We start from the raw sequence: 21,222 nt of genomic DNA, 5'->3' as shown, positions 1-21,222 counted from the left end.
CATCAGAAAGGCTGCCCGCACCCCATGGACGCCATCTCCGTCATCCGCGCCAAGCGCGACGGCGGCCGCCTCACCGACGGCCAGATCGACTGGATCATCGACGCCTACACCCGTGGTGAGGTCGCCGACGAGCAGATGTCCGCCCTCGCCATGGCGATCTTCCTGAACGGCATGGACCGTTCGGAGATCGCCCGCTGGACCGCCGCGATGATCGCCTCCGGCGAGCGCATGGACTTCTCCGCGCTGCCCCGCCGCACCGCCGACAAGCACTCCACCGGAGGTGTCGGCGACAAGATCACCCTGCCGCTGGCGCCCCTCGTGGCGGCCTGCGGCGCCGCCGTGCCGCAGCTCTCCGGCCGCGGCCTGGGCCACACCGGCGGCACCCTCGACAAGCTGGAGTCCATCCCCGGCTGGCGGGCCCTGCTCTCCAACGACGAGATGATGGACGTCCTGACCGACGTCGGCTCGGTCATCTGCGCGGCCGGCGACGGCCTGGCGCCCGCCGACAAGAAGCTCTACGCGCTCCGCGACGTCACCGGCACCGTCGAGTCCATCCCGCTCATCGCCTCCTCGATCATGTCCAAGAAGATCGCCGAGGGCACCGGCGCGCTGGTCCTGGACGTCAAGGTCGGCTCCGGCGCGTTCATGAAGGACCTGGACGCCGCCCGGGAACTCGCCGCCACCATGGTCGGACTCGGCACCGACCACGGGGTGCGCACCGTCGCCCTGCTCACCGACATGTCCACCCCGCTCGGCCGCACCGCGGGCAACGCCCTGGAGGTCCGGGAGTCCGTCGAGGTGCTGGCCGGCGGCGGCCCGTCCGACGTGGTCGAGCTGACCCTGGCGCTGGCCCGCGAGATGCTCGACGCGGCCGGCCTCGGCGACGCGGACCCCGCCAAGGCGCTCGCCGACGGCTCCGCGATGGACCACTGGCGCCGCATGATCATCGCCCAGGGCGGTGACCCGGACGCCGCCCTCCCGGTCGCCCGCGAGCAGCACGTGGTCACCGCCGCCTCGTCCGGCGTCCTGGTCGGCCTGGACGCCTACGCGGTCGGCGTCGCCGCCTGGCGGCTGGGTGCCGGCCGGGCGCGCAAGGAGGACCCGGTGCAGGCCGGGGCGGGCATCGAACTGCACGCCAAGCCGGGCGAGCGGGTCACCGCGGGCCAGCCGCTGCTGACCCTGCACACCGACACCCCGGAGAAGTTCCCGTACGCGCTGGAGGCGCTGGACGGCCAGGTCCTGATCGCCCCCGAGGGGACCGCCTTCGAGCCGCGGCCCATCGTGCTGGACCGCATCGGCTGACCCGGCGGACCCCGCACGGGTGAACGGGACCGGTGGACCGCCACCGGTCCCGTTCGGCATGCCGGGGCCGGTGCCGCGCCGAGCGGGGAGACCAGGGCACCCCGGAGTCACCGGCCGCACCCGGGCGCTCCGCGCCGGCCGGGCCGCGCGGGGCCGTGCGCCCGGAAGAGCGCACACCCGGTCCGGCTCAGCGGCCGGTCAGCCGCGCCACCGCCACCGCGGGCCGCGCCGGGTGCGCGGCGCGGGCACTGCGCTCGGCCCGCGCGGCGCGGGTGCCGAGGAGGGTGATGCCGGCCGCGGCCAGCACCGCGGCCAGGCCCAGCGCCACGGTGCCGGGCCAGCCCAGGGCGTGGAAGGCGATCGCGCCCAGCGCGCCGCCCGCGCTGCTCCCCAGGTAGTACGCGGTCTGGTAGAGCGCCGACGCCTGGGCTCGGCCGGTCCGCGCGGTCCGGCTCACCGCGGCCGACGCCACCGCGTGGCCGGTGAAGAAGCCCGCGGTGATCAGCACCAGGCCCAGCAGCACGGCGGTCAGCCACGGCGTGGCGGTGAGCAGCAGACCGGTGGCGGTGGTGCCCACCGCGAGGTAGAGCGCCCCGCGGCGGCCGACCCGGGCGACCACCCGGCCCGCCGTGGCCGAGGAGAGGGTGCCCACCAGGTACACCAGGAACACGGAGCCGACCACGCCCTGCGGCAGGTGGAACGGCGCGCCCACCAGCCGGTAGCCGATGACCGTGTAGACCGCGCCGAAGACGGTCATGAAGAGCGCGCCGATGGCGTACAGCCGGCGCAGCAGCGGGTCGGACAGATGGCCGGCCACGGTACGGGCCACCGCGCGCGGGCCCAGCGGGCTGGGCGTGAAGTGGCGGGCCGGGGGGATCAGCAGCCGGAAGGTGATCGCCGCGGCCACGGCGAGTACCGCCACCGCCGCCAGCGCCGCGCGCCAGCCCCACACCTGGGACACCCAGCCGGTGACGATCCGGCCCGACATGCCGCCGATGCTGTTGCCGGCCACGAACAGCCCGATCGCGCCGACCAGCGCCCTGGGGCGTACCTCCTCCGCCAGGTACGCCATCGCGGACGCCGGCAGTCCGGCGAGGGCCACGCCCTGGACGGCGCGCAGCGCGATCAGCCAGCCCAGGTCGGGGGCGAACGGGATGGCCACCGACACCAGCGCGGCCGAGCCCAGCGAGGCCGTCATCATCGCGCGCCGGCCGAAGCGCTCGGACAGCGCGCTCAGCGGCAGGACCGCCAGGGCCAGCGCGCCGGTGGCGGCGGACACCGTCCAGCTGGCCTGGTCCGGGGTCACCCCGAGGTCGGCGGAGATCGCCGGCAGTAGCGCCTGGGTGCAGTAGAGGAGGGCGAAGGTGGCGACCCCGGAGGCGAAGAGGGCGAAGCTCATCCGGCGGTAGCCGGGGCCGCCCGGGTGCAGCCGCTCGGGCTCCGCCGGTGCTTGGCGTCCGGCGGCCCGGTCCGGGCACGGGGTCCGGGCGGCCGCGGGCGGCAGCTCGCGGGACTCCCGGGGCCGGTGGGGCCCGCGTCCGGCGGTGGCTGCGGTGGTGACAGGGGACGGCGAGGTCGAGGCGCCCACGCGAACTGCGGTGGACGCCCCGGTATCGGCAGAGGGCATGCCACGACAGTAGGAAGGGCACCGCTCATGCGTCCAATGCACGGAAACGCGATAATCGATGCCGTGCAGCATGAGCAGAGGTCACAGCGGTCGGTGTCACGACGGAGCAACGAAAAAGACACCCGCGTCACAGACCGCGGAAACACCGGGGCGGAGGCGGACACCTGGGGATCCGCGCTGACGCCGCGGCTGGCGCAGTTCGCCGCCGTCGCCCGCCACGAGCACGTCACCCGGGCCGCCCAGGAGCTGGGGGTGCCGCAGTCCACGCTCAGCCGGGCCATGGTCCGGCTGGAACAGGACCTGGGCGTGGCCCTGTTCGCCCGGCGCGGCCGCGCGGTCTCCCTCACCCCCGCGGGCCGTACCTTCCTCGCCTCCACCGAACGGGCGCTGGCGGAGGTCGAGCGGGCCGCGGAGTCGGTACGGGCGGACGCCGACCCGGCGGCGGGCAAGGTCGCCTTCGGTTTCCTGCACACCCTGGGCACCGAGACCGTACCGGGCCTGATCCGGGCCTTCCGCGTCGACCACCCCCGGGTCCGGTTCCAGCTCGTCCAGAACTACGGCGAGGCGATGATCGAACGGCTCCGGGCGGGCGGCCTCGACCTCTGCCTCACCTCTCCCGTCCCGGACGCGCCCGACCTGGTCGCCCGCCGGCTGGACGAACAGCGGCTGCGGCTGGTGGTGCCGGACGACCACCGGCTGGCCGGCCGCAAGCGGGTCCGGCTCGCCGAGGCCGCCGGGGAACTCTTCGTCACCCTGGAACCGGGCTACGGACTGCGCCGGATCACCGACGCGCTGTGCGCCGAGGCCGGGTTCACGCCGCGGATCGCGTTCGAGGGGGAGGAGGCCGAGACGCTCCGCGGCCTGGTCGCGGCGGGGCTGGGCGTGGCGCTGCTGCCGCCCCCGGCGGTGCCCCGGCCGGGGGTCGCCGAACTCACCGTGACCGCCCCGCGGGCGGTCCGGGAGATCGGGGTGGCCTGGCTGGAGGGGCACCCCGACACCCCGCCGGTGGCGGCGTTCAAACGGTTCCTGCTCGCCCAGCGGGGGCGGCTGCTGGCCTGAGGTCCAGGTGGCCGCGGCGGCCGGTGGCGGACGGGGAGCCACGAGGGCCGGCCGCGGACGCGGGCCCCGGGGGTCAGTGGCGGACGCGGAGCCGCGGGGGCCGGCGGTGGACGCGGAGCCGGGAGAGACACGGGTGGACGCGGAGGCGGCGTCCGGCCCGGCGGCGCGCCCGGCCCCCGGCGGCGCGCCCCTGCCCGGCGGCGCGCCCCCACCTGGTGGCGCGTCACCGGCCCGGCGCGCAGGTCGCCGGGAGGCGGCGGCCCCCGGCGTGGCGGGCCGCCCGGTTCAGCGACGCAGACTGCGGCCGAAGCCCGCGGCGAGCGGCATCCGCAGCCCCAGGGGCGGCGGGGCGGCCAGCGCGTCGGCGACCGGGCGGGAGAAGCCCCGCGCGAAGAGCGAGCCGAGCAGGAAGTCCACGGCCAGCGCCTGCACCTCCGCGCGGTGCTCGGTGAACCGGTGCCGGTCGGAGTGCACCTCGAACCGGCACACATCGCGGTTGATCTTCTTCGCCCGCTCGGCCAGCCGGTAGGACAGGTCCGGGTGGCTCCGCTCGTCGTTCGTCCCGTGCGCGATCAGCACCTGGCGGCCCGTCAGCTGCTTGACCGGTTCCGGGACGAGCGCCCCGTCCGGTTCCGGGAGCCAGGGGGCGAGGGCCAGGACCGAGCTGACGGCCGGGTGCCCGGCGGCGTGCAGCGCGGCGCGGCCGCCCATCCCGTGCCCCGCCAGACACACCGGCACATCACCGTAGCGGCGCACCACTTCGTCGGCCGCCCAGTGGGCGTCCTCCGCGGGGTGGGCGGCGGTGCCGTTCCAGCCGCGGCAGCGGTAGTGCACCACATGCGCGACCAGCCCCTCCTCCTCGCCGGCCCGGGCCAGCCGGCGGGCCAGCGGCCGCACCGCGGAGACGGCCAGCCGGGACGGCCGGCCGGTTCCCTCGGCGACTCCCCCCGGGAGCAGCAGCACCACGCCGTGTACGGTCCGTTCCGCACCCGTCGCGCCCATCGGGCGTCCCAGCCGGGCGCCCCGTTCCCGCAACGTTCGCTGAGCCATGGCAGAACGATGGCAGAAGCGCGGGTGTACCCGACCCTGCCCGGTGGTCACTGTTCCGTATCTTTCGCAAGCGATCTACGCGCGTAGGGGCTATGGTGCGGAGATGACGAGCGAGAACATCCAACAACCCACCAGGGAACAGATCCGCCGCGCCCCGAAGGTGCTGCTCCACGACCACCTCGACGGCGGGCTGCGTCCGGCCACCATCGTCGAACTGGCCCGGGAGACCGGCTACGACGGTCTCCCCGAGACCGACCCGGACAAGCTCGGGGTCTGGTTCCGGGAGGCCGCCGACTCCGGCTCGCTGGAGCGCTACCTGGAGACCTTCTCGCACACCTGCGCCGTCATGCAGACCCGTGAGGCCCTGGTCCGGGTGGCGGCCGAGTGCGCCGAGGACCTGGCCGCGGACGGGGTCGTCTACGCCGAGGTGCGCTACGCCCCGGAGCAGCACCTCGAAGCGGGACTCACCCTCGAAGAGGTGGTCGAGGCGGTCAACGAGGGGTTCCGGGAGGGCGAGCGCCGGGCGCGGGAGAACGGCCACCGCATCCGGGTCGGTGCCCTGCTGACCGCGATGCGGCACGCCGCCCGCGCCCTGGAGATCGCCGAACTCGCCAACCGCTACCGGGACCTGGGCGTGGTGGGCTTCGACATCGCCGGCGCCGAGGCGGGCTTCCCGCCCACCCGCCACCTCGACGCCTTCGAGTACCTCAAGCGGGAGAACAACCACTTCACCATCCACGCGGGTGAGGCGTTCGGCCTGCCGTCGATCTGGCAGGCGCTCCAGTGGTGCGGCGCCGACCGGCTCGGCCACGGCGTCCGCATCATCGACGACATCGAGGTCGCCGAGGACGGCACGGTGCGGCTCGGCCGGCTGGCGAACTACGTGCGGGACAAGCGGATCCCGCTGGAGCTGTGCCCGACGTCCAACCTGCAGACCGGCGCCGCCAGCTCGTACGCCGAGCACCCCATCGGGCTGCTGCGCCGGCTGCACTTCCGGGCCACGGTCAACACCGACAACCGGCTGATGAGCGGCACCAGCATGAGTGCGGAATTCCAGCACCTGGTGTCGACGTTCGGCTATTCGCTGGACGACATGCAGTGGTTCACTGTAAATGCGATGAAATCTGCATTCATTCCTTTCAGTGAACGCCTGGCTATGATCAATGATGTGATCAAGCCTGGATACGCTGAACTGAAGTCCGAGTGGCTGTTCCGTTCCGCAGCCGTAGGAGCCCCTCTGACCAGCGATTCTCCGCTGGATCGAGACTGACTTCGGTGAAATGAAATGCGACCGTGAGGTGACTCGCGGTCGCATTTCGTGTTTGTGGATGTTTGCCATACGGGAGAATGTGCGGTTTATTTTGCGATGCCGGCGAGGATCTTCGGCAAGCACTCCGGCACATCCCCAAGGCAAGGACAGACTCATATGAAGCCAGTCATCTTCAGGGTTCTCGGCGCCGTTGCTCTCGGTGCCGCCGTACTGGGCGTGGGGGCGGGCTCCGCCGCCGCGGCCGACCCCGCGGCCGACTCCGCCGCCGTCCAGCCCGTCCCCGGACAGCCGTCCGACCTCATGGACACGGTCCACGCGGCGATGGGCCAATGGCTCCAGCAGGACACGACCGAGACGGACGGCGGCCGGCAGGCCCGGCCCGCCACCGGCCACCCGGGCGCGCCCGGCGCGGCCGCGCCGCACATCCTCCCGGCCCCCGGCTCGCTGGCCACCGGTGAGTCGCGGTCCTGAGGTGAGGGTCGACGACGTGTCGGGCCGCACATCCCACCGGGGTGTGCGGCCCGGGCACCGTGTGTCAAGATCGCACACCGGTACGAAACGACAGGCAGGGGCGACGGGGTGAACGCGCGTGGACGGCGAGCGGGTGAGCGGGCTGTGAAGCGGACCGGGACCACGGCCCGGGCGGTCGCCCTGACGGTGGCGGCGCTGACCCTGGCGACGGCCTGCGGCGGATCCGACGGCGACGGCGGCGACTCCGCCGCGACCGCGAAGGCCACCGACCGGGAAGGCGACCGGAGCCGGTCCCCGCTGGAGTCGCTGATCATCGCCCAGCGGGACCTCAAGGGCTACACGGTGACCGCCCGCAAGGCCGAGGGATGGGCCAGCGGCCAGCCGCGTTCCGACGACCCCAAGTGCCAGGCGCTCGCCCACTCCACCGGGGACCGGCTGAGCCCGGAGGTGAAGGACAACGCCACCCGCGGCGTCAACCGGATCAAGGACCCGGCCAAGGGCGTCACGGTCAGCCTCAGTTCGTTCGCCGGCGACGGGGCCGAGCGCACCGTCGACGCCCTGGAGAAGGCGGTGCGGCAGTGCGGGAAGGGCTTCGACACCACCCTGGAGGGGACGAAGGTCGGCTACCGCCAGGTGCGCGCCGCGGAGACCGAGCCGCTGGGTGACCAGGCGCTGGCCTACTCGCTCACCGCGGAGTCGCAGGGTCAGCGGATCCTGCTGAACTTCGTGGCGGTGCGCTCCGGGAAGACCGTCGCCCTCTTCGCCGGGGTGAACCTCAAGGAGTACGCGGTCGGCTACCGGGTCCCGCGGGAACTGGTGGAGAAGCAGGTGGCGAAGCTGGAGCGGGCCCGGAAGAGTTCCGGCCGCACCTCCGCGACGCCGGAGCGGTCCGGCACCGGCGGCTCGTCGGGGTCCGGGAGCGGATCGGCGGAGCCGGACGGCGCGACGTCCGCGCCGAAGACCGGATCGAAGGAGCCGGGCGGCGGCGCGTCCGGGTCGAAGACCGGATCGACGGCGAAGTCCAGGCACTGACCGCGGCCGGGGCCCGCCCGCCGGTGCGGCGCCGGCCCGCTGCCGGTGCCACCGTCGGGCGGGCCCGGGTCACCAGGCCTCGCGGTAGGGCCGCTCGGCGGGCAGCAGCATCCACAGCGCCAGGTACAGCAGGATCTGCGGGCCCGGCAGCAGACACGAGACCAGGAAGATCACCCGCATGGTGGTCGAGGACGTCCCGAAGCGCCGGGCGAGTCCGGCGCAGACTCCGGCGATCCTGCGGTCGTGGCGGGGGCGGACGAGTTCGGCGGCCATGACGGTGACTCCTCGGGTCGGTCGAGCCGGCTGCTCCGGGTTCCTTCCCCGGCCGGGATCGATACCTCCACGCTAGGTCCGCGGCCCGTCCCGGGGCGTCGCCCTACGGTGCGATCCCGACCCTGGGGATCGTCCGGGTCACCGGCTGCGCCCCCTCCTCCCTCGGGAGGGGCACCGGGCGCCGCGGCTCACTCCGGCGGCGGAGCCGGGCCCGTACGGCGGGCACCACGGCGAGGTGCGCCAGCGCCACCCCCGCGGTGTTGAGCAGCACCCCGTCTATGTTCACTACCTGCCCGGTGGACCAGCTGTGCGACACCTCCACCATCAGCGAGGTCATCGCGCCCGCGAAGACCGCCCGGGCCAGCGAGGTGAAGGGGTTGGTCTCCAGCCGTCCGCCGGCCAGCGGCAGCAGGATTCCCATCGGCGCGAGCAGCAGCAGCCCGCCGGCGATGCTCCGGATGCCGTCCCAGGTGTCGCGCTCCAGATCGGCGCGGATGGAGGCCAGCGGCTCGAAGGTGGCAGGGGTCACCCATGGCACGGTGATGGGGCGGACGGTGAGCCAGCAGACGAACGCGAGGTGGGCGGCGAGGAGCACGAAGCCCGCTGCGCGGAAGAGGAATGCGGCCCTTCGGCCGGAACCATGACCCTGCACGCCTCTCAGGACGTCGCCCGCGGGGCCCGCGGTTCCGCCGGTGCCGCGCTGGTCAGCCTGCGTTACCGAGGGGTCGGTTCGATTCGGCCATCCGCGCGCCACCCCGGCGGTACGGCTCCGGCCCCCGGACGGCCCGGGCCGGGCACGGCGATATCCGGCCAGCCGACGCCCCCGGGCCGGGGCCGGACCCCGCCAGGCCACGGGGAGAGCCGACGGGAGAACCCACCGGAAGGCCGACCGGACAGGGGCACCCTCCCCGGACGTGAACGGCTCGTTCCGGGGCTCGGGGAACGGCCCGTTCCCCGGGGCCCGGGAGCGGCCCGGCGGCGGTCAGTCGACCGGCACCCCGGTCCCCGGCGCCGAACCGGGGCGCTCGCGCATGTCCCGGGTGCAGGCGAACCGCTGCGGGGGCACGCTCGTCTCCGGCCCGCCCAGCACCACCGTGCCGTCCTGGTCGGCGGTGGCCGCCGACGCGGCGTAGGTGCACACCAGCTGCGCCAGCGCGAACGACGCCAGCTGCTGCGGCTGCAGATTGAGCCGCAGCGTCCGCTCCGGGTCGCCCGCCGCCGGGCCGAACACCTCGATCCGGTCCACCACGTCGGAGCTGAACCCGGCCTCGGCCTCCGCCCGGGACGGCTCCTCGCGCAGCTGTTCGAGCAGTTCCCGGGCGAACTGCAGCGGCTCCCCGGAGCTCTGGTCGTTCCCCAGCCGCGCGCTGCGGTTCACCACCCGCAGCTGCGAGGCGCACACCAGGTACACCTTCAGCGGGATGTGGCCGGTCAGCTGCGAGGCGCGCCGGTCCTGCGGCGCGTCACAGGAGGCCCGGGACGGGGCCGGGCCGGCGTCGACCGGTACCGAAGTGCCGCGGATACCGCATCCGGCGAGCAGCAGCGCGACCGCCCCGACCGCCGTCCGCCGGGCCAGCGCCCGCACCCCCGCGGCCCGCCGGATCGGGGCCGTCCTGCTCATCGCGGTCTCTCCTTGCCGTTCCCGGCACCGTCACCGTTCCCGGTGGTGCCCTCCTCCGCCGGCGCCAGCTCCGAGGAATCCCGGGGCAGCACCAGGGTGAAGACCGCGCCCCCGGCCGGGGAGTTCTCCGCGGTGATCTCCCCGCCGTGGATGTGCGCGTTCTCCAGCGCGATGGACAGCCCCAGACCGCTGCCCTCGGACCGGGGCCGGGAGGCGCTCGCCTTGTAGAAGCGGTCGAAGACGTGCGGCAGCACGTCCTCCGGGATGCCCGGACCGTGGTCCCGCACCTTGATCACCAGCTGTTCGTCGTCGGCGTGCACCGCGACGCGCACCGGTGAACCGCCGTGCTTGAGCGCGTTGCCGATGAGGTTGGCCAGGATGACGTCGAGCCGGCGCGGGTCCAGCCGCGCCATGATGCCGCGCTCGGCGTCGAGCTCGACCGCGTCCAGCCACGCCCGTGCGTCGATGCACGCCGTCACCTGGTCCGCCACGTCCACGTCGTCGAGGACCAGCCGTGCGGTGCCCGCGTCGAAGCGGGTCACCTCCATCAGGTTCTCCACCAGGTCGTTCAGCCGGCGCGTCTCACTGACCACGAGCTGCACCGCGGGCGCGATCATCGGGTCCAGCGCGTCGGCCTCCTCCTCCAGCACCTCGGTCACCGCGGTGATCGCGGTCAGCGGGGTCCGCAGCTCGTGCGACATGTCGGCGACGAAGCGGCGGCTGGCCGCCTCCCGGGCGCTCAGCTCCGCGACCCGCTGCTCCAGCCGCTCCGCGGTCTGGTTGAAGGTGCGCGAGAGGTTGGCCAGCTCGTCCGTGCCCGACACCTGCAACCGGGTGTCCAGCTTGCCCTCGCCCCACCGCTGCGCCGCCTCGCCGAGCCGCTGTACCGGCCGCAGCACCGTGGAGGCGGCGGCCTGCGCGAGCAGCGCGGAACCGATCAGCGCCAGCGCGGTGGCGATGCCCAGTGACCAGGCCAGCGAGTTGAGGTCCTGCCGCTCGCTCTCCAGGGACTTGAGCATGTACGCGGTGGGCCCACCGCCGATGACCTTGGCGCCGCCGACCAGGAACGGCTCACCGTCCTGGGTGATCCGCTGCCAGTACAGGTGGTACGGGGCGCTGTTGGAATCGGTCACCGCGCGCTTCTTGTTCACCGCGCGGCGCAGTGTGTCGGGCACCATGTCCATGGTGAACGCCTCCGGGTCGGAGGCGGCCGGACAGCTGCCGCCGCCCTCCGGCCGGGCGATCAGCAGGACGTGGTACTCCTGGGCGTTGTCCGCCATGTCGTTCGCGGCGTCCAGCAGCGCGGGGCAGGTGGGCGAGCCGGGCAGCGAGGCGGCGTTGTCCTTCAGCGACTTGCTGAACTCGTCCAGCGCGGCGTCCTGGGTCCGGGTCAGCACCGCGTCCCGGTTCAGCCAGTACGCGATGCCCGAGGCCGAGACCGCGGCGGCCAGCGCCACCAGCGCGAACACCAGCATCAGACGCAGCCGGAGGCTCAGCCACCGCAACAGACCCGCCGCCCACCCCCGGGGCCGACCGGGCTCTTCACTCACCGTGCGGCGTCCTCACATCTCGTATCCGCGCCATCGCGGGCCGTCCCCTCACTGCGGCACGTCCAGCCGGTACCCGACCCCGCGGACGGTACGGATGAGCGTCGGGGAGGACGGCACGTCCTCGACCTTGGCGCGCAACCGCTGCACGCAGGCGTCCACCAGCCGGGAGTCACCGAGGTAGTCGTGCTCCCACACCAGGCGCAGCAGCTGCTGGCGGGACAGGGCCTGCCCCGGCCGGCGGCTCAGCTCCAGGAGAAGCCGCAGCTCGGTCGGCGTGAGCTGCAGATCCTCTCCGTTCTTGGTGACGGTCATGGCGGAGCGGTCGATGACCAGGCTGCCGAACGTCGCGGAGTCGTTGGCCTCCCGCTCCCCGCGCCGCAGCACGGCCCGGATACGGGCGTCCAGCACCCGCCCCTGGACGGGTTTCACCACGTAGTCGTCGGCCCCCGACTCCAGCCCCACCACGACGTCGATGTCGTCGCTGCGGGCGGTCAGCAGGATGATCGGCAGCTGGTCGGTGCGCCGGATACGGCGGCACACCTCGAAGCCGTCGATGCCGGGCAGCATCACATCCAGCACGATCAGATCCGGCCGCTGCTCGCGCAGCAGCTTCAGACCGTCCTCCCCCGTCGCCGCCGTCGCCACACGGTGGCCCTGGCGGGTCAGGGAGAGTTCGAGGGCCGTGCGGATGGCGTCGTCGTCCTCGATCAGCAACAGGAAAGGCACGTTGGTCATTCTGGCCTACCAATGCGCTTCAGTTCGACCGGCGGGCGTTCTCTCACCAGACCTCCCCCTGTGACAGCCCTGTGACAGTCGACGGACACCGCGATGAAACTGGCCCGGCAGTCTTTTGAGCACCGGGAGGACGACGGCCCGGGAAGCCAGCGGAAACCGAAGCAGGCTCCACCGACGGGGGGCGCGAGATGAACACACTGCACAGCACCACGAAGAGCGCAGTCATTCGCACGCGCCTCCACGACGCCGGCCGGAGCACGGAGAAGTCCGGTGCCGTGAGCGGGCGGGGGTGCGCTCGCGGCACCGGGCGTCAGCGGCCGCCGTACATGGTGGCCATTGACGCGACAACCATGGGGGAACACGGGGGAGGCCCGTACGGGGAGGCCTCGGGGGAGCGGCGGAACGGGTCGCGGACGGCGGACGCCGAAGCGGCGTTCACCGCCTACGTCCAGGAACGCCGCGCCTCCCTGTACGCCACCGCCTACCACCTGACCGGTGACCGGTACGAGGCCGAGGACCTGCTGCAGAGCGCACTGTTCTCGACCTACCGGGCCTGGGACCGGATCAGCGACAAGGCGGCGGTCGGCGGGTACCTGCGCCGCACGATGACCAACCTGCACATCAGTGCCTGGCGTCGGCGCAAGCTCAACGAGTACCCGACCGAGGAACTGCCGGAGACGGCCGGCGACCAGGACGCGATGCGCGGCACCGAGCTGCGCGCCGTGCTGTGGCAGGCGCTGGCCCGGCTGCCCGAGACGCAGCGCACCATGCTGGTGCTGCGCTACTACGAGGGCCGCACCGACCCGGAGATCGCCGACATCCTGAACATCAGCGTCGGAACGGTCAAGAGCAGCATCTGGCGCTCCCTGCGCCGGCTGCGCGAGGACGACGTCCTGAGCTTCGGCCGGGACGAGGAGGAGTCCTTCGGCGAACTCGTCGCTTGAACGCCGAGGGCACGGGGGGTACGGGGGAACACGGGGGAGGACCGAGGGGGACCACGGGGGACACGGGGGAACCCACGGGGGAGCACGGGGGAAACACGGGGGCCCGTCAGTCGGGGGAGTGACGGGAAGCGTGGAGACGGAGCGGGAGCGGACAGCCGGGGGGTCTGTCCGGTCCCGCTCCGTTTCGCGTGCGCCGGCCCCTCCGTTCGCGGGCGCCGGCCCCTGCGGCCCGCCGGGCGTGCCGGGAGACCGGCGGGCCGCCGGGCCGTTACGCCGGCGGGACCGCCGGGCCGGGACCGCGCCGTACCCGCCCGCGGGCGGGCCACCGGGCTAGACGCGCACCTGTTCGCGGCGCCGGCCGGGCGCCGCCGCGGCGATCCGCCCCATGGCCTCCTCCTTGCCGCAGGCGTGGGCGCCCAGCGCGGTCTGCCGCGCCACCACGCCGCGCTCCGCGCGCATCAGCCGCCAGCCGCGGCGCAGCAGGTACGGCACCGACTTCCGGCCCTCGCGCAGGTCCCGCAGCAGGCGCCGGCGGAAGGTGGTGGCGGGCCGTCCGCACAGGCAGAGCGCGTCCGCGAGCACGTCCAGCTCCCGGCACCGGTCGATGATGTCCGCGGCGAAGATGCCCTCCGCGATGAACAGCGGGGCCCCGCCGAGCTGCAGCACCTCCTCGCCCACCCGCCCGTTGGCGGCGATGGAGTAGACCGGTACCGCCGCCCGCGCGGTGCGGCACAGCGACTCGATCGCCGCCACCGCGCCGTCCGCGTCCCAGGACCGGGGCGAGTCCCAGTCGGTGCCCCCGCCGCCCGGCAGCTGCGGCAGCGTGGGGTCGTCGCCGTCCTTGTAGAAGTCGTCGAGGTTCAGCACCGGCAGCCCGGTGCGGGCGGCCAGCGACGACTTCCCGGAACCGGACGGACCGGACAGCAGGATGACGCGCGCGGGTACGGGATGTGAAGTCACGGAACACCAGTGTGGGGCATTGGGCCGCCCGAGGGACCCTCCGGGGCACGGATGTGACGTACCGGGACGACTCAACTACGCTGCGCAGTCGACCGCTCACGCACGACGACCCCCTGGCAGGTGCCCCATGGTCTCTTCCGCACGCCACGCCCTTCCCGCGCGTTCCGCGCGCTCCCGCGCCCTGCTCCGCGCCGGCCTCGTCACCGCGGCGGGCGCGGCGCTGGTGGCGGGCGGCGCCTCGGCCGCCACCGCCGACGACGGTGACAAGCTGCGCATCAGGACCCCGGTCAAGGCGCTCGACACGACCATGGTCAAGGGGGGCGAGATCTCCGGGCCGGCCGCCCTGACGTACGCGGTCGCGCCGCTGAAGAACCTGCAGGCGAACCCGCTGGCGAAGACCCCGGCGGACGTGACCGACAACCGGCTGCGGGCCAGGGTCGCGGACTTCCGCCCGGTCGGCACCGGTGCCGTCACCGGGCCGCTCTCCCGTGGCGAATCGGTCCGCCGGCTCCCGGTGGTCGGCGAGGCCACCACGCTGCTGCCCGGCTGAGCGGCGCCGCGCCGCGCGGACGCCCGGCCGGGCAGCGGCCCGCGCCGGGCGGGTACGACGACGGCCCCCCGTGGCCGGCCGGAGCCGGGCCGCGGGGGGCCGTCGCCCGGTGCCACGCCCTCGCCGGCGCACCGGGCCGGACGGGACCCGGGGGCGTGCGGCCGGCCCGCGCCGGGCCGGACGGGACCCGGGCGGGCGGGGCGGGACCGGTCGGGGCCGGGCCGGGCGCTTCGCGCGGGCCGGTCGCCGGGGCGGGACCGGCCGGGGCGCGGAACGGCCGGCCCGGAGGCGGCGGCCGGGCCCGGCGGCGTCAGACGCCGATCGGGTGCCAGACCGTCTTGGTCTCCAGGAACGCCAGCATCCGGTCGGTACCCGGGGCCGCCGACCAGTCCACAGCCTGTGGACGGAGCACCCGCTTGAGGTTGTCCGCGGCGGCCGTCTCCAGCGCCACGGCCAGTTCCCCGTGCAGCTCCCCGTACGCGCCGGCCAGGTCGATCGCGTTGACGTCCTGGTGGGCGGCGAGCGGCCCGGACAGCTCGTTGGTCTTCCCGGAGAGCACGTTGACCACCCCGCCGGGCACATCCGAGGTGGCCAGCACCTCGGCCAGCGACAGCGCGGGCAGCGGAGCCTGCTGGCTCGCCACCACCACCGCGGTGTTGCCGGTGACGACCACCGGCGCGAGGACGGACACCAGCCCGAGGAAGGACGACTCCTGCGGCGCGAGGACCGCCACCACGCCGGTCGGCTCGGGGGTGGACAGGTTGAAGTACGGCCCGGCGACCGGGTTGGCGCCGCCCGCGATCTGCGCGATCTTGTCGGACCATCCCGCGTACCAGACCCACCGGTCGATCGCCGCGTCCACCTGCGCCGCCGCCTTGGACTTCGACAGCCCCTCGGCGTCCGCGACCTCCGTGGTGAACTGGTCGCGGCGGCCCTCCAGCATCTCCGCGACGCGGTAGAGGACCTGGCCCCGGTTGTAGGCGGTGGCGGCCGACCAGCCGCCGAACGCCTTGCGGGCGGCGACCACCGCGTCCCGCGCGTCCTTGCGCGACGCCAGCGGCGCGTTCGCCAGCCACTTCCCCTTCGAGTCGGTCACCTCGTACACCCGCCCGCTCTCGGAACGGGGGAACTTGCCCCCGACGAACAGCTTGTAGGTCTTCAGGACGCTGAGCCGGTTGTCGGACTTGTCAGACATCGAGGTACGCCTCCAGGCCGTGACGACCGCCCTCGCGGCCGAAGCCCGACTCCTTGTATCCGCCGAACGGCGAGGCCGGGTCGAACTTGTTGAACGTGTTGGCCCACACCACACCGGCCCGGAGCCGGTCGGCCATCCACAGGATGCGCGAGCCCTTCTCCGTCCAGATGCCGGCCGAGAGCCCGTACGGCGTGTTGTTGGCCTTCTCCACGGCCTCCGCCGGGGTGCGGAAGGTCAGCACCGACAGCACCGGGCCGAAGATCTCCTCGCGCGCGATGCGGTGCGCCTGGGTGACGCCGGTGAACAGGGTCGGCGCGAACCAGTAACCGGAGTCCGGCAGTTCACAGGCCGGGGCCCAGCGCTCGGCGCCCTCCGCCTCGCCGGCGTCGGCCAGCGCCCTGATCCGGGCCAGCTGCTCGGCGGAGTTGATCGCGCCGATGTCGGTGTTCTTGTCCAGCGGGTCGCCGACCCGCAGCGTGCTCATCCGCCGCTTGAGGGCGTCCAGCAGCTCGTCGGCGACCGACTCCTGCACCAGCAGCCGGGAGCCCGCGCAGCACACGTGGCCCTGGTTGAAGAAGATGCCGGAGACGATGCCCTCGACGGCCTGGTCGACCGGCGCGTCGTCGAAGACGATGTTCGCCGCCTTGCCGCCCAGTTCCAGGGTGAGCTTCTTGCGGGTGCCCGCCACGGTCCGCGCGATGGCCTTGCCGACCTCGGTGGAGCCGGTGAACGCCACCTTGGCGACGTCCGGGTGGCCGACCAGTTCGGCGCCGGTCGAACCGTCGCCGGTGACGATGTTGACGACGCCCTTCGGCAGCCCGGCCTGGCGGCAGATGTCCGCGAAGAACAGCGCCGACAGCGGCGTGGTCTCGGCGGGCTTGAGCACCACGGTGTTGCCGCAGGCCAGCGCCGGGGCGATCTTCCACGCCAGCATCAGCAGCGGGAAGTTCCACGGGATGACCTGCCCGGCCACGCCCAGCGGCTTCGGGTCCGGCCCGTAGCCCGCGTGGTCGAGCTTGTCCGCCCAGCCCGCGTAGTAGAAGAAGTGCGCGGCGACGGTCGGCAGGTCGAAGTCCCGCGACTCGCGGATCGGCTTGCCGTTGTCCAGCGACTCCAGCACCGCCAGCTCACGCGACCGCTCCTGGATGATCCGGGCGATCCGGAACAGGTACTTGGCGCGCTCGGCGCCCGGCAGCGCCGACCACTTCTCGAACGCCTTGCGGGCGGCCTTCACGGCCCGGTCCACGTCCGAGGGGCCGGCCTGGGCCACCTCGGAGAGCGCCTCCTCGGAGGCGGGGGAGACCGTCTTGAAGACCTTGCCGTCGGCCGCGTCGGCGAACTCGCCGTCGATGAAGAGGCCGTAGGACGGGGCGATGTCGACGACCGCGCGCGACTCGGGCGCGGGCGCGTACTCGAATGCGTTCATGGTCGGATCAGTCCACCGTCACGTAGTCGGGGCCGGAGTAGCGACCGCTGCTCAGCTTCTGGCGCTGCATCAGCAGGTCGTTCAGGAGGCTGGAGGCGCCGAAGCGGAACCAGTCGGCGGTCATCCAGTCCGGGCCGGCCGTCTCGTTGACCATCACCAGGTACTTGATGGCGTCCTTGGTGGTCCGGATGCCGCCCGCGGGCTTCACGCCGACCTGCACGCCGGTGGTGGCGCGGAAGTCCCGCACCGCCTCCAGCATGAGCAGGGTGACCGGCGGTGTGGCGTTGACCGTCACCTTGCCGGTGGAGGTCTTGATGAAGTCGGCGCCCGCGAGCATCGACAGCCAGGAGACCCGGCGGACGTTGTCGTAGGTCTGCAACTCGCCGGTCTCGAAGATCACCTTCAGGTGGGCGGCGGTGCCGTCCGCGCGGACGCACGCCTCCTTCACCGCCTTGATCTCCTCGAAGACCGACAGGTACCGGCCGGACAGGAACGCTCCGCGGTCGATGACCATGTCGATCTCGTCGGCCCCGGCCGCCACCGCGTCCCGGGTGTCCGCCAGCTTGACCGGCAGGGCCGCCCGGCCCGCCGGGAAGGCGGTCGCCACGGAGGCCACCTGGATGCCGGTGCCGGCCAGCGCGGCCTTGGCGGTCGCCACCATGTCGGGGTACACGCAGATGGCGGCGACCTGGGGGACACCGCGGTCGGTGGGGTCGGGGTGGACGCCCTTGGCGCACAGCGCCCGGACCTTGCCCGGGGTGTCGGCGCCCTCCAGGGTCGTCAGGTCGATCATGGAGATCGCGAGGTCGATGGCGTACGCCTTCGCCGTGGTCTTGATCGAGCGGGTGCCGAGAGTCGCGGCCCGGGCCTGCAGGCCGACCGCGTCGACGCCCGGCAGGCCGTGCAGGAAGCGGCGCAGCGCGGCGTCGGAGGCGGTCACGTCCGCCATGGACGTCAGTCGCTCCGCGGCCTCTTTGCCGTATGCGGGAACTGTGGTGGGCATGGTCACCAGCTGAGCATATCTACGCGCGTAGCTGCCTGTCACCCCCAGAGCGGGAATCACTCGTCCGGAAGACCCGGGCCCGGGGCTGCGCCGGGACCGTGCCCGGAGTCGCCGGTGCTCCGGGCCCGTCACCAGGGTGCGCCGCCCGGTCGTCCGAGTGCTCGGGACGGTCGTCCGGGCGCGCGACCCGGGCGGGTCACGCGGGCCGTCCCCGCGAGGCGGGCCGGCGCCCGGAGCCCGTGCCGAACCGCCCCCGTCGCCGCCCCCGCCCCCGCCCCGTCTCCGCACTCGCCCCGTCCCCGCACTCGCTCCGTCTCCGGGCCGATACCGGGACCCAGGGATGCCGCCCGGGCCCGTCCCCCGGGCCTACCGCCCGGGCCCGTCGCACGCGGCGCCGGGGGTGCGCGGGCGGTGGCGGGCGCCTCGCGGCGACCGTGCGGACCGCTCAACTGTCGTGGCGCGGCAGGCGTCTTCCCCCCGTTGACTCGGTATCACTCCACCAGTCTGGAGGCACCTTGAACCTCCGCGAGCGCATGCGGGTCCTGGCCGTCACCGGGATCGCGCTGCTGACCACCGCCACCGTGCTGCCGAACGGCGCCACCGCCGGTGAGCGGGACCGTACCCACCACCCCACCGACGGCGGGCTGTCCGCCGTCATCCGGTACACCGAGTACGGGATTCCGCACATCGTCGCCGACGACTACGCCGACCTCGGATTCGGCGAAGGCTGGGCGCAGGCAGCCGACCAGGTGTGCGTGCTGGCCGACGGCTTCGTCACCACCCGGGGCGAACGGTCGCGGTACTTCGGCCCGGACGCCTCGCCCGGCTCCGCGATGTCGTCCGCCGGCACCAACCTCGCCAGCGACCTGTTCTTCCGCGGCGTCAAGGACGCGCGCACCGTGGACAAGCTCTACGCCCAGCCCGCCCCGGCGGGCCCCAGCCGCCAGGTGAAGGAACTGATGCGCGGCTGGGCGGCCGGATACAACGCCTGGCTGAAGCAGAACCGGATCACCGACCCGGCCTGCCGGGGCGCCGACTGGGTGCGCCCGGTCAGCACGCTGGACGTGGCCCGGCACGGCTACTCGCTGTCGGTGCTCTCCGGCCAGGGCTTGGCCGTCGACGGCATCACCTCCGCCCAGCCCCCCGGCGCCGGCACCACCCGCGCGGGCGGTGCCGGGCAGGGCACCCGGAAGGTGCCGGACGACCCGGGGCGGGCCGCCCGGGAACTGTTCGCCCAGGACGGGTCCGGGCTCGGCTCCAACGCGGTCGCCTTCCACGGCAGCACCACCGCAGGGGGCCGCGGGCTGCTGCTCGGCAACCCGCACTACCCGTGGCACGGCGGGCGCCGGTTCTGGCAGTCCCATGTGACGATCCCCGGCGAACTCGACGCCGCCGGCGGATCGCTGCTCGGCGCCCCGACGATCAGCATCGGCCACAACGCCCGCGTCGCCTGGAGCCACACGGTGGCCACCGGGGTGCCGGTGAACCTGTTCGAGCTGAAGACCTCGCCCACCGACCCGACCGCCTATCTGGTGGACGGGAAGACGGAGAAGATGACCAAGCGCACGGTCACCGTCCCGGTGCGGGGCGCCGACGGCGGCACCGGCCAGGTGACCCGTACCCAGTGGTGGACCCGCTACGGCCCGGTCGTCACCGCGCTCGAAGACCTCACACTGCCGTGGACCAGCCGGACCGTGTACGCGCTGAACGACCCGAACGCCGCCAACCTCCGCTTCTTCGACATGGGGCTCGGCTTCAGCAAGGCCAGGAGCGTCGACGGCGTCCGGGCGGCACTGCGCCGGACCCAGGGCCTGCCGTGGGTCAACACCGTCGCGGCCGACGCCGCCGGCCGCACCCTCTACACCCAGTCGCAGGTGCTGCCCCGCATCACCGACGACCTGGCGCGGCGCTGTTCCACCCCGCTGGGCGAACAGACCTACCCGGCCGCCGGCCTCGCCGTGCTGGACGGCTCGCGCGGTGACTGCGCCCCCGGCCGCGACCGGGACGCCGTCCAGCCGGGGATCTTCGGACCGTCGGCCATGCCCACCCTGGTGGACGCCCCGTACGCGGAGAACTCCAACGACAGCCCCTGGCTCGCCAACGCCGACCGGCCGCTTACCGGCTACCCGCGGGTCTTCGGTGACATCGGGACACCCCGCTCGCTGCGCACCCGGGGCGCCGTGGAGGACGTGAGCGCCATGGCGCGGCGGGGCGGGCTGACCGTGGAGGATCTGCGGCGGCAGCAGTTCGCCAACCGGGTCCCGGCCGGCGACAAGGCGGCGGCCGACGCGGCGCGGGCGTGCGCGGCGCTGCCGGCCGGCACGGCGGTGGGCAGTGACGGCCGGAGCGTCGACGTCTCCGAGGCGTGCCGGGTGCTGCGGGACTGGGACCGGACCGTGCGGACCGACAGCCGGGGAGCCCTGCTCTTCGACCGCTTCTGGCGGAAGCTGACCGCCCAGGTGCCGCCGGGACAACTGTGGCGGACCCCGTTCTCCGCGGCCGATCCGGTGGGCACCCCGCACACCCTGAACACCGGGGCCCCCGGGTTCGCCCGCGCGCTGGCGGACGCCGTCGGCGAACTGCGGGCGGCGGGCATACCGCTGGACGCACGGCTCGGCGACCACCAGGTCGTGGTGCGCAACGGCAAGCGCCTCCCGGTCTCCGGCGGGGCCAACTCCCTCGGCGTCTGGAACATGCTGGTGCCCGTCTGGGACGCCCGGCAGGGCGGATACCACGAGGTCGTGCACGGCTCCAGCTACATCCAGGCGGTCGGCTTCGACGGCAGCCGCTGCCCGGTGGCGTACACGCTGCTGACCTACTCGCAGTCCTCCAACCCCGCCTCGCCGCACTACAGCGACCAGACGGAGCTGTACTCGGCCGGGCGCATGGTGAAGGAGCGCTTCTGCGAGAAGGACATCCGCGACGCGCCGAACCTGCGGGTGGTCCGCGTCGGCGAACGCTGACCCCCGCGTCCCCCGGCGGGCCGGCCACCGCCCCGCCGGGGTCACCGTCCCGGCCGGGCCCACCGTCCCGGCCGGGCCCACCGTCCCGGCCGGGGTCACCGTCGCGGCCTGGGGCACCGTCCCGGCCGGGGGCAACGCGTTCGGCCGTCTCGTCCGGGGCGGAAGCGGCCCGCCGGGCCCGGGGCAGACGA

The 21,222-nt window shown here is 74.0% G+C and carries 19 protein-coding genes; 8 read left to right on the top strand and 11 right to left on the bottom strand.

What is annotated here, in order from left to right; translation table 11 throughout:
- The first annotated feature begins 24 nt into the window (after positions 1–24).
- Positions 25–1,302 (top strand): thymidine phosphorylase, encoded by a 1,278-nt coding sequence (locus ACH4B3_RS16650; protein WP_398463574.1) that lies wholly within the window; start codon positions 25–27, stop codon positions 1,300–1,302.
- Between the two features lie 187 nt (positions 1,303–1,489).
- Here ACH4B3_RS16650 and ACH4B3_RS16645 read toward each other — a convergent pair whose 3' ends face one another.
- Positions 1,490–2,929: an MFS transporter gene (locus tag ACH4B3_RS16645; protein ID WP_398463573.1), complete on the bottom strand. Its 1,440-nt coding sequence runs from the start codon at positions 2,927–2,929 to the stop codon at positions 1,490–1,492.
- A 93-nt stretch (positions 2,930–3,022) separates the two neighbouring features.
- Between ACH4B3_RS16645 and ACH4B3_RS16640 the strand changes: the two genes are divergently transcribed.
- Positions 3,023–3,988, top strand: a complete 966-nt coding sequence (locus ACH4B3_RS16640; RefSeq protein WP_398463835.1) for a LysR family transcriptional regulator — start codon at positions 3,023–3,025, stop codon at positions 3,986–3,988.
- Positions 3,989–4,273: 285 nt separating this feature from the next.
- On the opposite strand, the gene ACH4B3_RS16635 is transcribed toward ACH4B3_RS16640, so the two are convergent.
- On the bottom strand, positions 4,274–5,038 hold the full coding sequence (locus ACH4B3_RS16635; protein ID WP_398463572.1) for an alpha/beta hydrolase: 765 nt from the start codon (positions 5,036–5,038) through the stop codon (positions 4,274–4,276).
- A 103-nt stretch (positions 5,039–5,141) separates the two neighbouring features.
- On the opposite strand from ACH4B3_RS16635, the gene ACH4B3_RS16630 reads away from it, so the two are divergent.
- The 3 genes from ACH4B3_RS16630 to ACH4B3_RS16620 all read left to right on the top strand — a co-directional run bounded on the left by ACH4B3_RS16630 (position 5,142) and on the right by ACH4B3_RS16620 (position 7,811).
- Positions 5,142–6,308, top strand: coding sequence for an adenosine deaminase (locus ACH4B3_RS16630; protein WP_398463571.1), 1,167 nt, complete (start codon positions 5,142–5,144; stop codon positions 6,306–6,308).
- Between the two features lie 156 nt (positions 6,309–6,464).
- Complete coding sequence (locus tag ACH4B3_RS16625) at positions 6,465–6,779, top strand: hypothetical protein (protein WP_398463570.1); 315 nt, start codon at positions 6,465–6,467, stop codon at positions 6,777–6,779.
- 144 nt (positions 6,780–6,923) lie between these two features.
- Positions 6,924–7,811, top strand: a complete 888-nt coding sequence (locus ACH4B3_RS16620) for a hypothetical protein (protein ID WP_398463569.1) — start codon at positions 6,924–6,926, stop codon at positions 7,809–7,811.
- Positions 7,812–7,880: 69 nt separating this feature from the next.
- Here ACH4B3_RS16620 and ACH4B3_RS16615 read toward each other — a convergent pair whose 3' ends face one another.
- The 5 genes from ACH4B3_RS16615 to afsQ1 all read right to left on the bottom strand — a co-directional run bounded on the left by ACH4B3_RS16615 (position 7,881) and on the right by afsQ1 (position 11,981).
- The gene (locus ACH4B3_RS16615; RefSeq protein WP_398463568.1) at positions 7,881–8,084 is read right to left on the bottom strand and encodes a PspC domain-containing protein; all 204 of its coding nucleotides are present in this window, start codon (positions 8,082–8,084) and stop codon (positions 7,881–7,883) included.
- A 103-nt stretch (positions 8,085–8,187) separates the two neighbouring features.
- Positions 8,188–8,736 (bottom strand): VanZ family protein, encoded by a 549-nt coding sequence (locus ACH4B3_RS16610; RefSeq protein WP_398463567.1) that lies wholly within the window; start codon positions 8,734–8,736, stop codon positions 8,188–8,190.
- A gap of 330 nt (positions 8,737–9,066) precedes the next feature.
- Positions 9,067–9,705 (bottom strand): hypothetical protein, encoded by a 639-nt coding sequence (locus tag ACH4B3_RS16605; RefSeq protein ID WP_398463566.1) that lies wholly within the window; start codon positions 9,703–9,705, stop codon positions 9,067–9,069.
- Positions 9,702–11,180 (bottom strand): ATP-binding protein, encoded by a 1,479-nt coding sequence (locus ACH4B3_RS16600; protein ID WP_398463834.1) that lies wholly within the window; start codon positions 11,178–11,180, stop codon positions 9,702–9,704. Before ACH4B3_RS16600 ends, ACH4B3_RS16605 begins: the two co-directional genes overlap by 4 nt.
- 123 nt (positions 11,181–11,303) lie before the next feature.
- Complete coding sequence (afsQ1, locus tag ACH4B3_RS16595) at positions 11,304–11,981, bottom strand: two-component system response regulator AfsQ1 (RefSeq protein ID WP_398463833.1); 678 nt, start codon at positions 11,979–11,981, stop codon at positions 11,304–11,306.
- A gap of 197 nt (positions 11,982–12,178) precedes the next feature.
- Between afsQ1 and ACH4B3_RS16590 the strand changes: the two genes are divergently transcribed.
- Positions 12,179–12,934 carry a SigE family RNA polymerase sigma factor gene (locus ACH4B3_RS16590; protein ID WP_398463565.1) on the top strand — a complete coding sequence of 252 codons (756 nt, stop codon included), beginning with the start codon at positions 12,179–12,181 and terminating at the stop codon, positions 12,932–12,934.
- A gap of 330 nt (positions 12,935–13,264) precedes the next feature.
- On the opposite strand, the gene ACH4B3_RS16585 is transcribed toward ACH4B3_RS16590, so the two are convergent.
- Positions 13,265–13,894: an ATP-binding protein gene (locus ACH4B3_RS16585; protein ID WP_398463564.1), complete on the bottom strand. Its 630-nt coding sequence runs from the start codon at positions 13,892–13,894 to the stop codon at positions 13,265–13,267.
- Positions 13,895–14,021: 127 nt separating this feature from the next.
- Here ACH4B3_RS16585 and ACH4B3_RS16580 point away from each other — a divergent pair, with 127 nt between their 5' ends.
- Entirely contained in the window at positions 14,022–14,444 is a 423-nt protein-coding gene (locus ACH4B3_RS16580; RefSeq protein ID WP_398463563.1) for a hypothetical protein, read from the top strand.
- A 310-nt stretch (positions 14,445–14,754) separates the two neighbouring features.
- Here ACH4B3_RS16580 and ACH4B3_RS16575 read toward each other — a convergent pair whose 3' ends face one another.
- Genes ACH4B3_RS16575 through deoC form a run of 3 tightly spaced genes read right to left on the bottom strand, consistent with a single transcriptional unit; the run spans position 14,755 to position 18,068 of the window.
- Positions 14,755–15,639, bottom strand: coding sequence for an aldehyde dehydrogenase family protein (locus tag ACH4B3_RS16575; RefSeq protein ID WP_398463562.1), 885 nt, complete (start codon positions 15,637–15,639; stop codon positions 14,755–14,757).
- A complete protein-coding gene (locus ACH4B3_RS16570; protein ID WP_398463561.1) occupies positions 15,632–17,065 on the bottom strand; it encodes an aldehyde dehydrogenase family protein in 1,434 nt (477 codons plus the stop codon). The genes ACH4B3_RS16575 and ACH4B3_RS16570 overlap by 8 nt, the downstream gene beginning before the upstream one ends.
- A 7-nt stretch (positions 17,066–17,072) precedes the next feature.
- Positions 17,073–18,068: a deoxyribose-phosphate aldolase gene (gene deoC, locus ACH4B3_RS16565; protein ID WP_398463560.1), complete on the bottom strand. Its 996-nt coding sequence runs from the start codon at positions 18,066–18,068 to the stop codon at positions 17,073–17,075.
- 533 nt (positions 18,069–18,601) lie between these two features.
- Between deoC and ACH4B3_RS16560 the strand changes: the two genes are divergently transcribed.
- Entirely contained in the window at positions 18,602–21,031 is a 2,430-nt protein-coding gene (locus ACH4B3_RS16560; protein ID WP_398463832.1) for a penicillin acylase family protein, read from the top strand.
- Positions 21,032–21,222 lie beyond the last annotated feature (191 nt).

Source organism: Streptomyces sp. NPDC018031 (assembly GCF_044327625.1).
Taxonomy (GTDB): domain Bacteria; phylum Actinomycetota; class Actinomycetes; order Streptomycetales; family Streptomycetaceae; genus Streptomyces.
This window is presented reverse-complemented; position numbering and strand designations above follow the sequence as displayed.

What these genes read in the sequence shown, in the direction of transcription:
- ACH4B3_RS16650 (WP_398463574.1), top strand. Translation starts at nt 25, where the DNA reads ATGGACGCCATCTCCGTCATCCGCGCCAAGCGCGACGGCGGCCGCCTC.
- ACH4B3_RS16645 (WP_398463573.1), bottom strand. Translation starts at nt 2,929, where the DNA reads ATGCCCTCTGCCGATACCGGGGCGTCCACCGCAGTTCGCGTGGGCGCC.
- ACH4B3_RS16635 (WP_398463572.1), bottom strand. Translation starts at nt 5,038, where the DNA reads ATGGCTCAGCGAACGTTGCGGGAACGGGGCGCCCGGCTGGGACGCCCG.
- ACH4B3_RS16630 (WP_398463571.1), top strand. Translation starts at nt 5,142, where the DNA reads ATGACGAGCGAGAACATCCAACAACCCACCAGGGAACAGATCCGCCGC.
- ACH4B3_RS16625 (WP_398463570.1), top strand. Translation starts at nt 6,465, where the DNA reads ATGAAGCCAGTCATCTTCAGGGTTCTCGGCGCCGTTGCTCTCGGTGCC.
- ACH4B3_RS16615 (WP_398463568.1), bottom strand. Translation starts at nt 8,084, where the DNA reads ATGGCCGCCGAACTCGTCCGCCCCCGCCACGACCGCAGGATCGCCGGA.
- ACH4B3_RS16605 (WP_398463566.1), bottom strand. Translation starts at nt 9,705, where the DNA reads ATGAGCAGGACGGCCCCGATCCGGCGGGCCGCGGGGGTGCGGGCGCTG.
- ACH4B3_RS16600 (WP_398463834.1), bottom strand. Translation starts at nt 11,180, where the DNA reads ATGCTGGTGTTCGCGCTGGTGGCGCTGGCCGCCGCGGTCTCGGCCTCG.
- ACH4B3_RS16590 (WP_398463565.1), top strand. Translation starts at nt 12,179, where the DNA reads ATGAACACACTGCACAGCACCACGAAGAGCGCAGTCATTCGCACGCGC.
- ACH4B3_RS16580 (WP_398463563.1), top strand. Translation starts at nt 14,022, where the DNA reads ATGGTCTCTTCCGCACGCCACGCCCTTCCCGCGCGTTCCGCGCGCTCC.
- ACH4B3_RS16575 (WP_398463562.1), bottom strand. Translation starts at nt 15,639, where the DNA reads ATGTCTGACAAGTCCGACAACCGGCTCAGCGTCCTGAAGACCTACAAG.
- ACH4B3_RS16570 (WP_398463561.1), bottom strand. Translation starts at nt 17,065, where the DNA reads ATGAACGCATTCGAGTACGCGCCCGCGCCCGAGTCGCGCGCGGTCGTC.
- deoC (WP_398463560.1), bottom strand. Translation starts at nt 18,068, where the DNA reads ATGCCCACCACAGTTCCCGCATACGGCAAAGAGGCCGCGGAGCGACTG.
- ACH4B3_RS16560 (WP_398463832.1), top strand. Translation starts at nt 18,602, where the DNA reads ATGCGGGTCCTGGCCGTCACCGGGATCGCGCTGCTGACCACCGCCACC.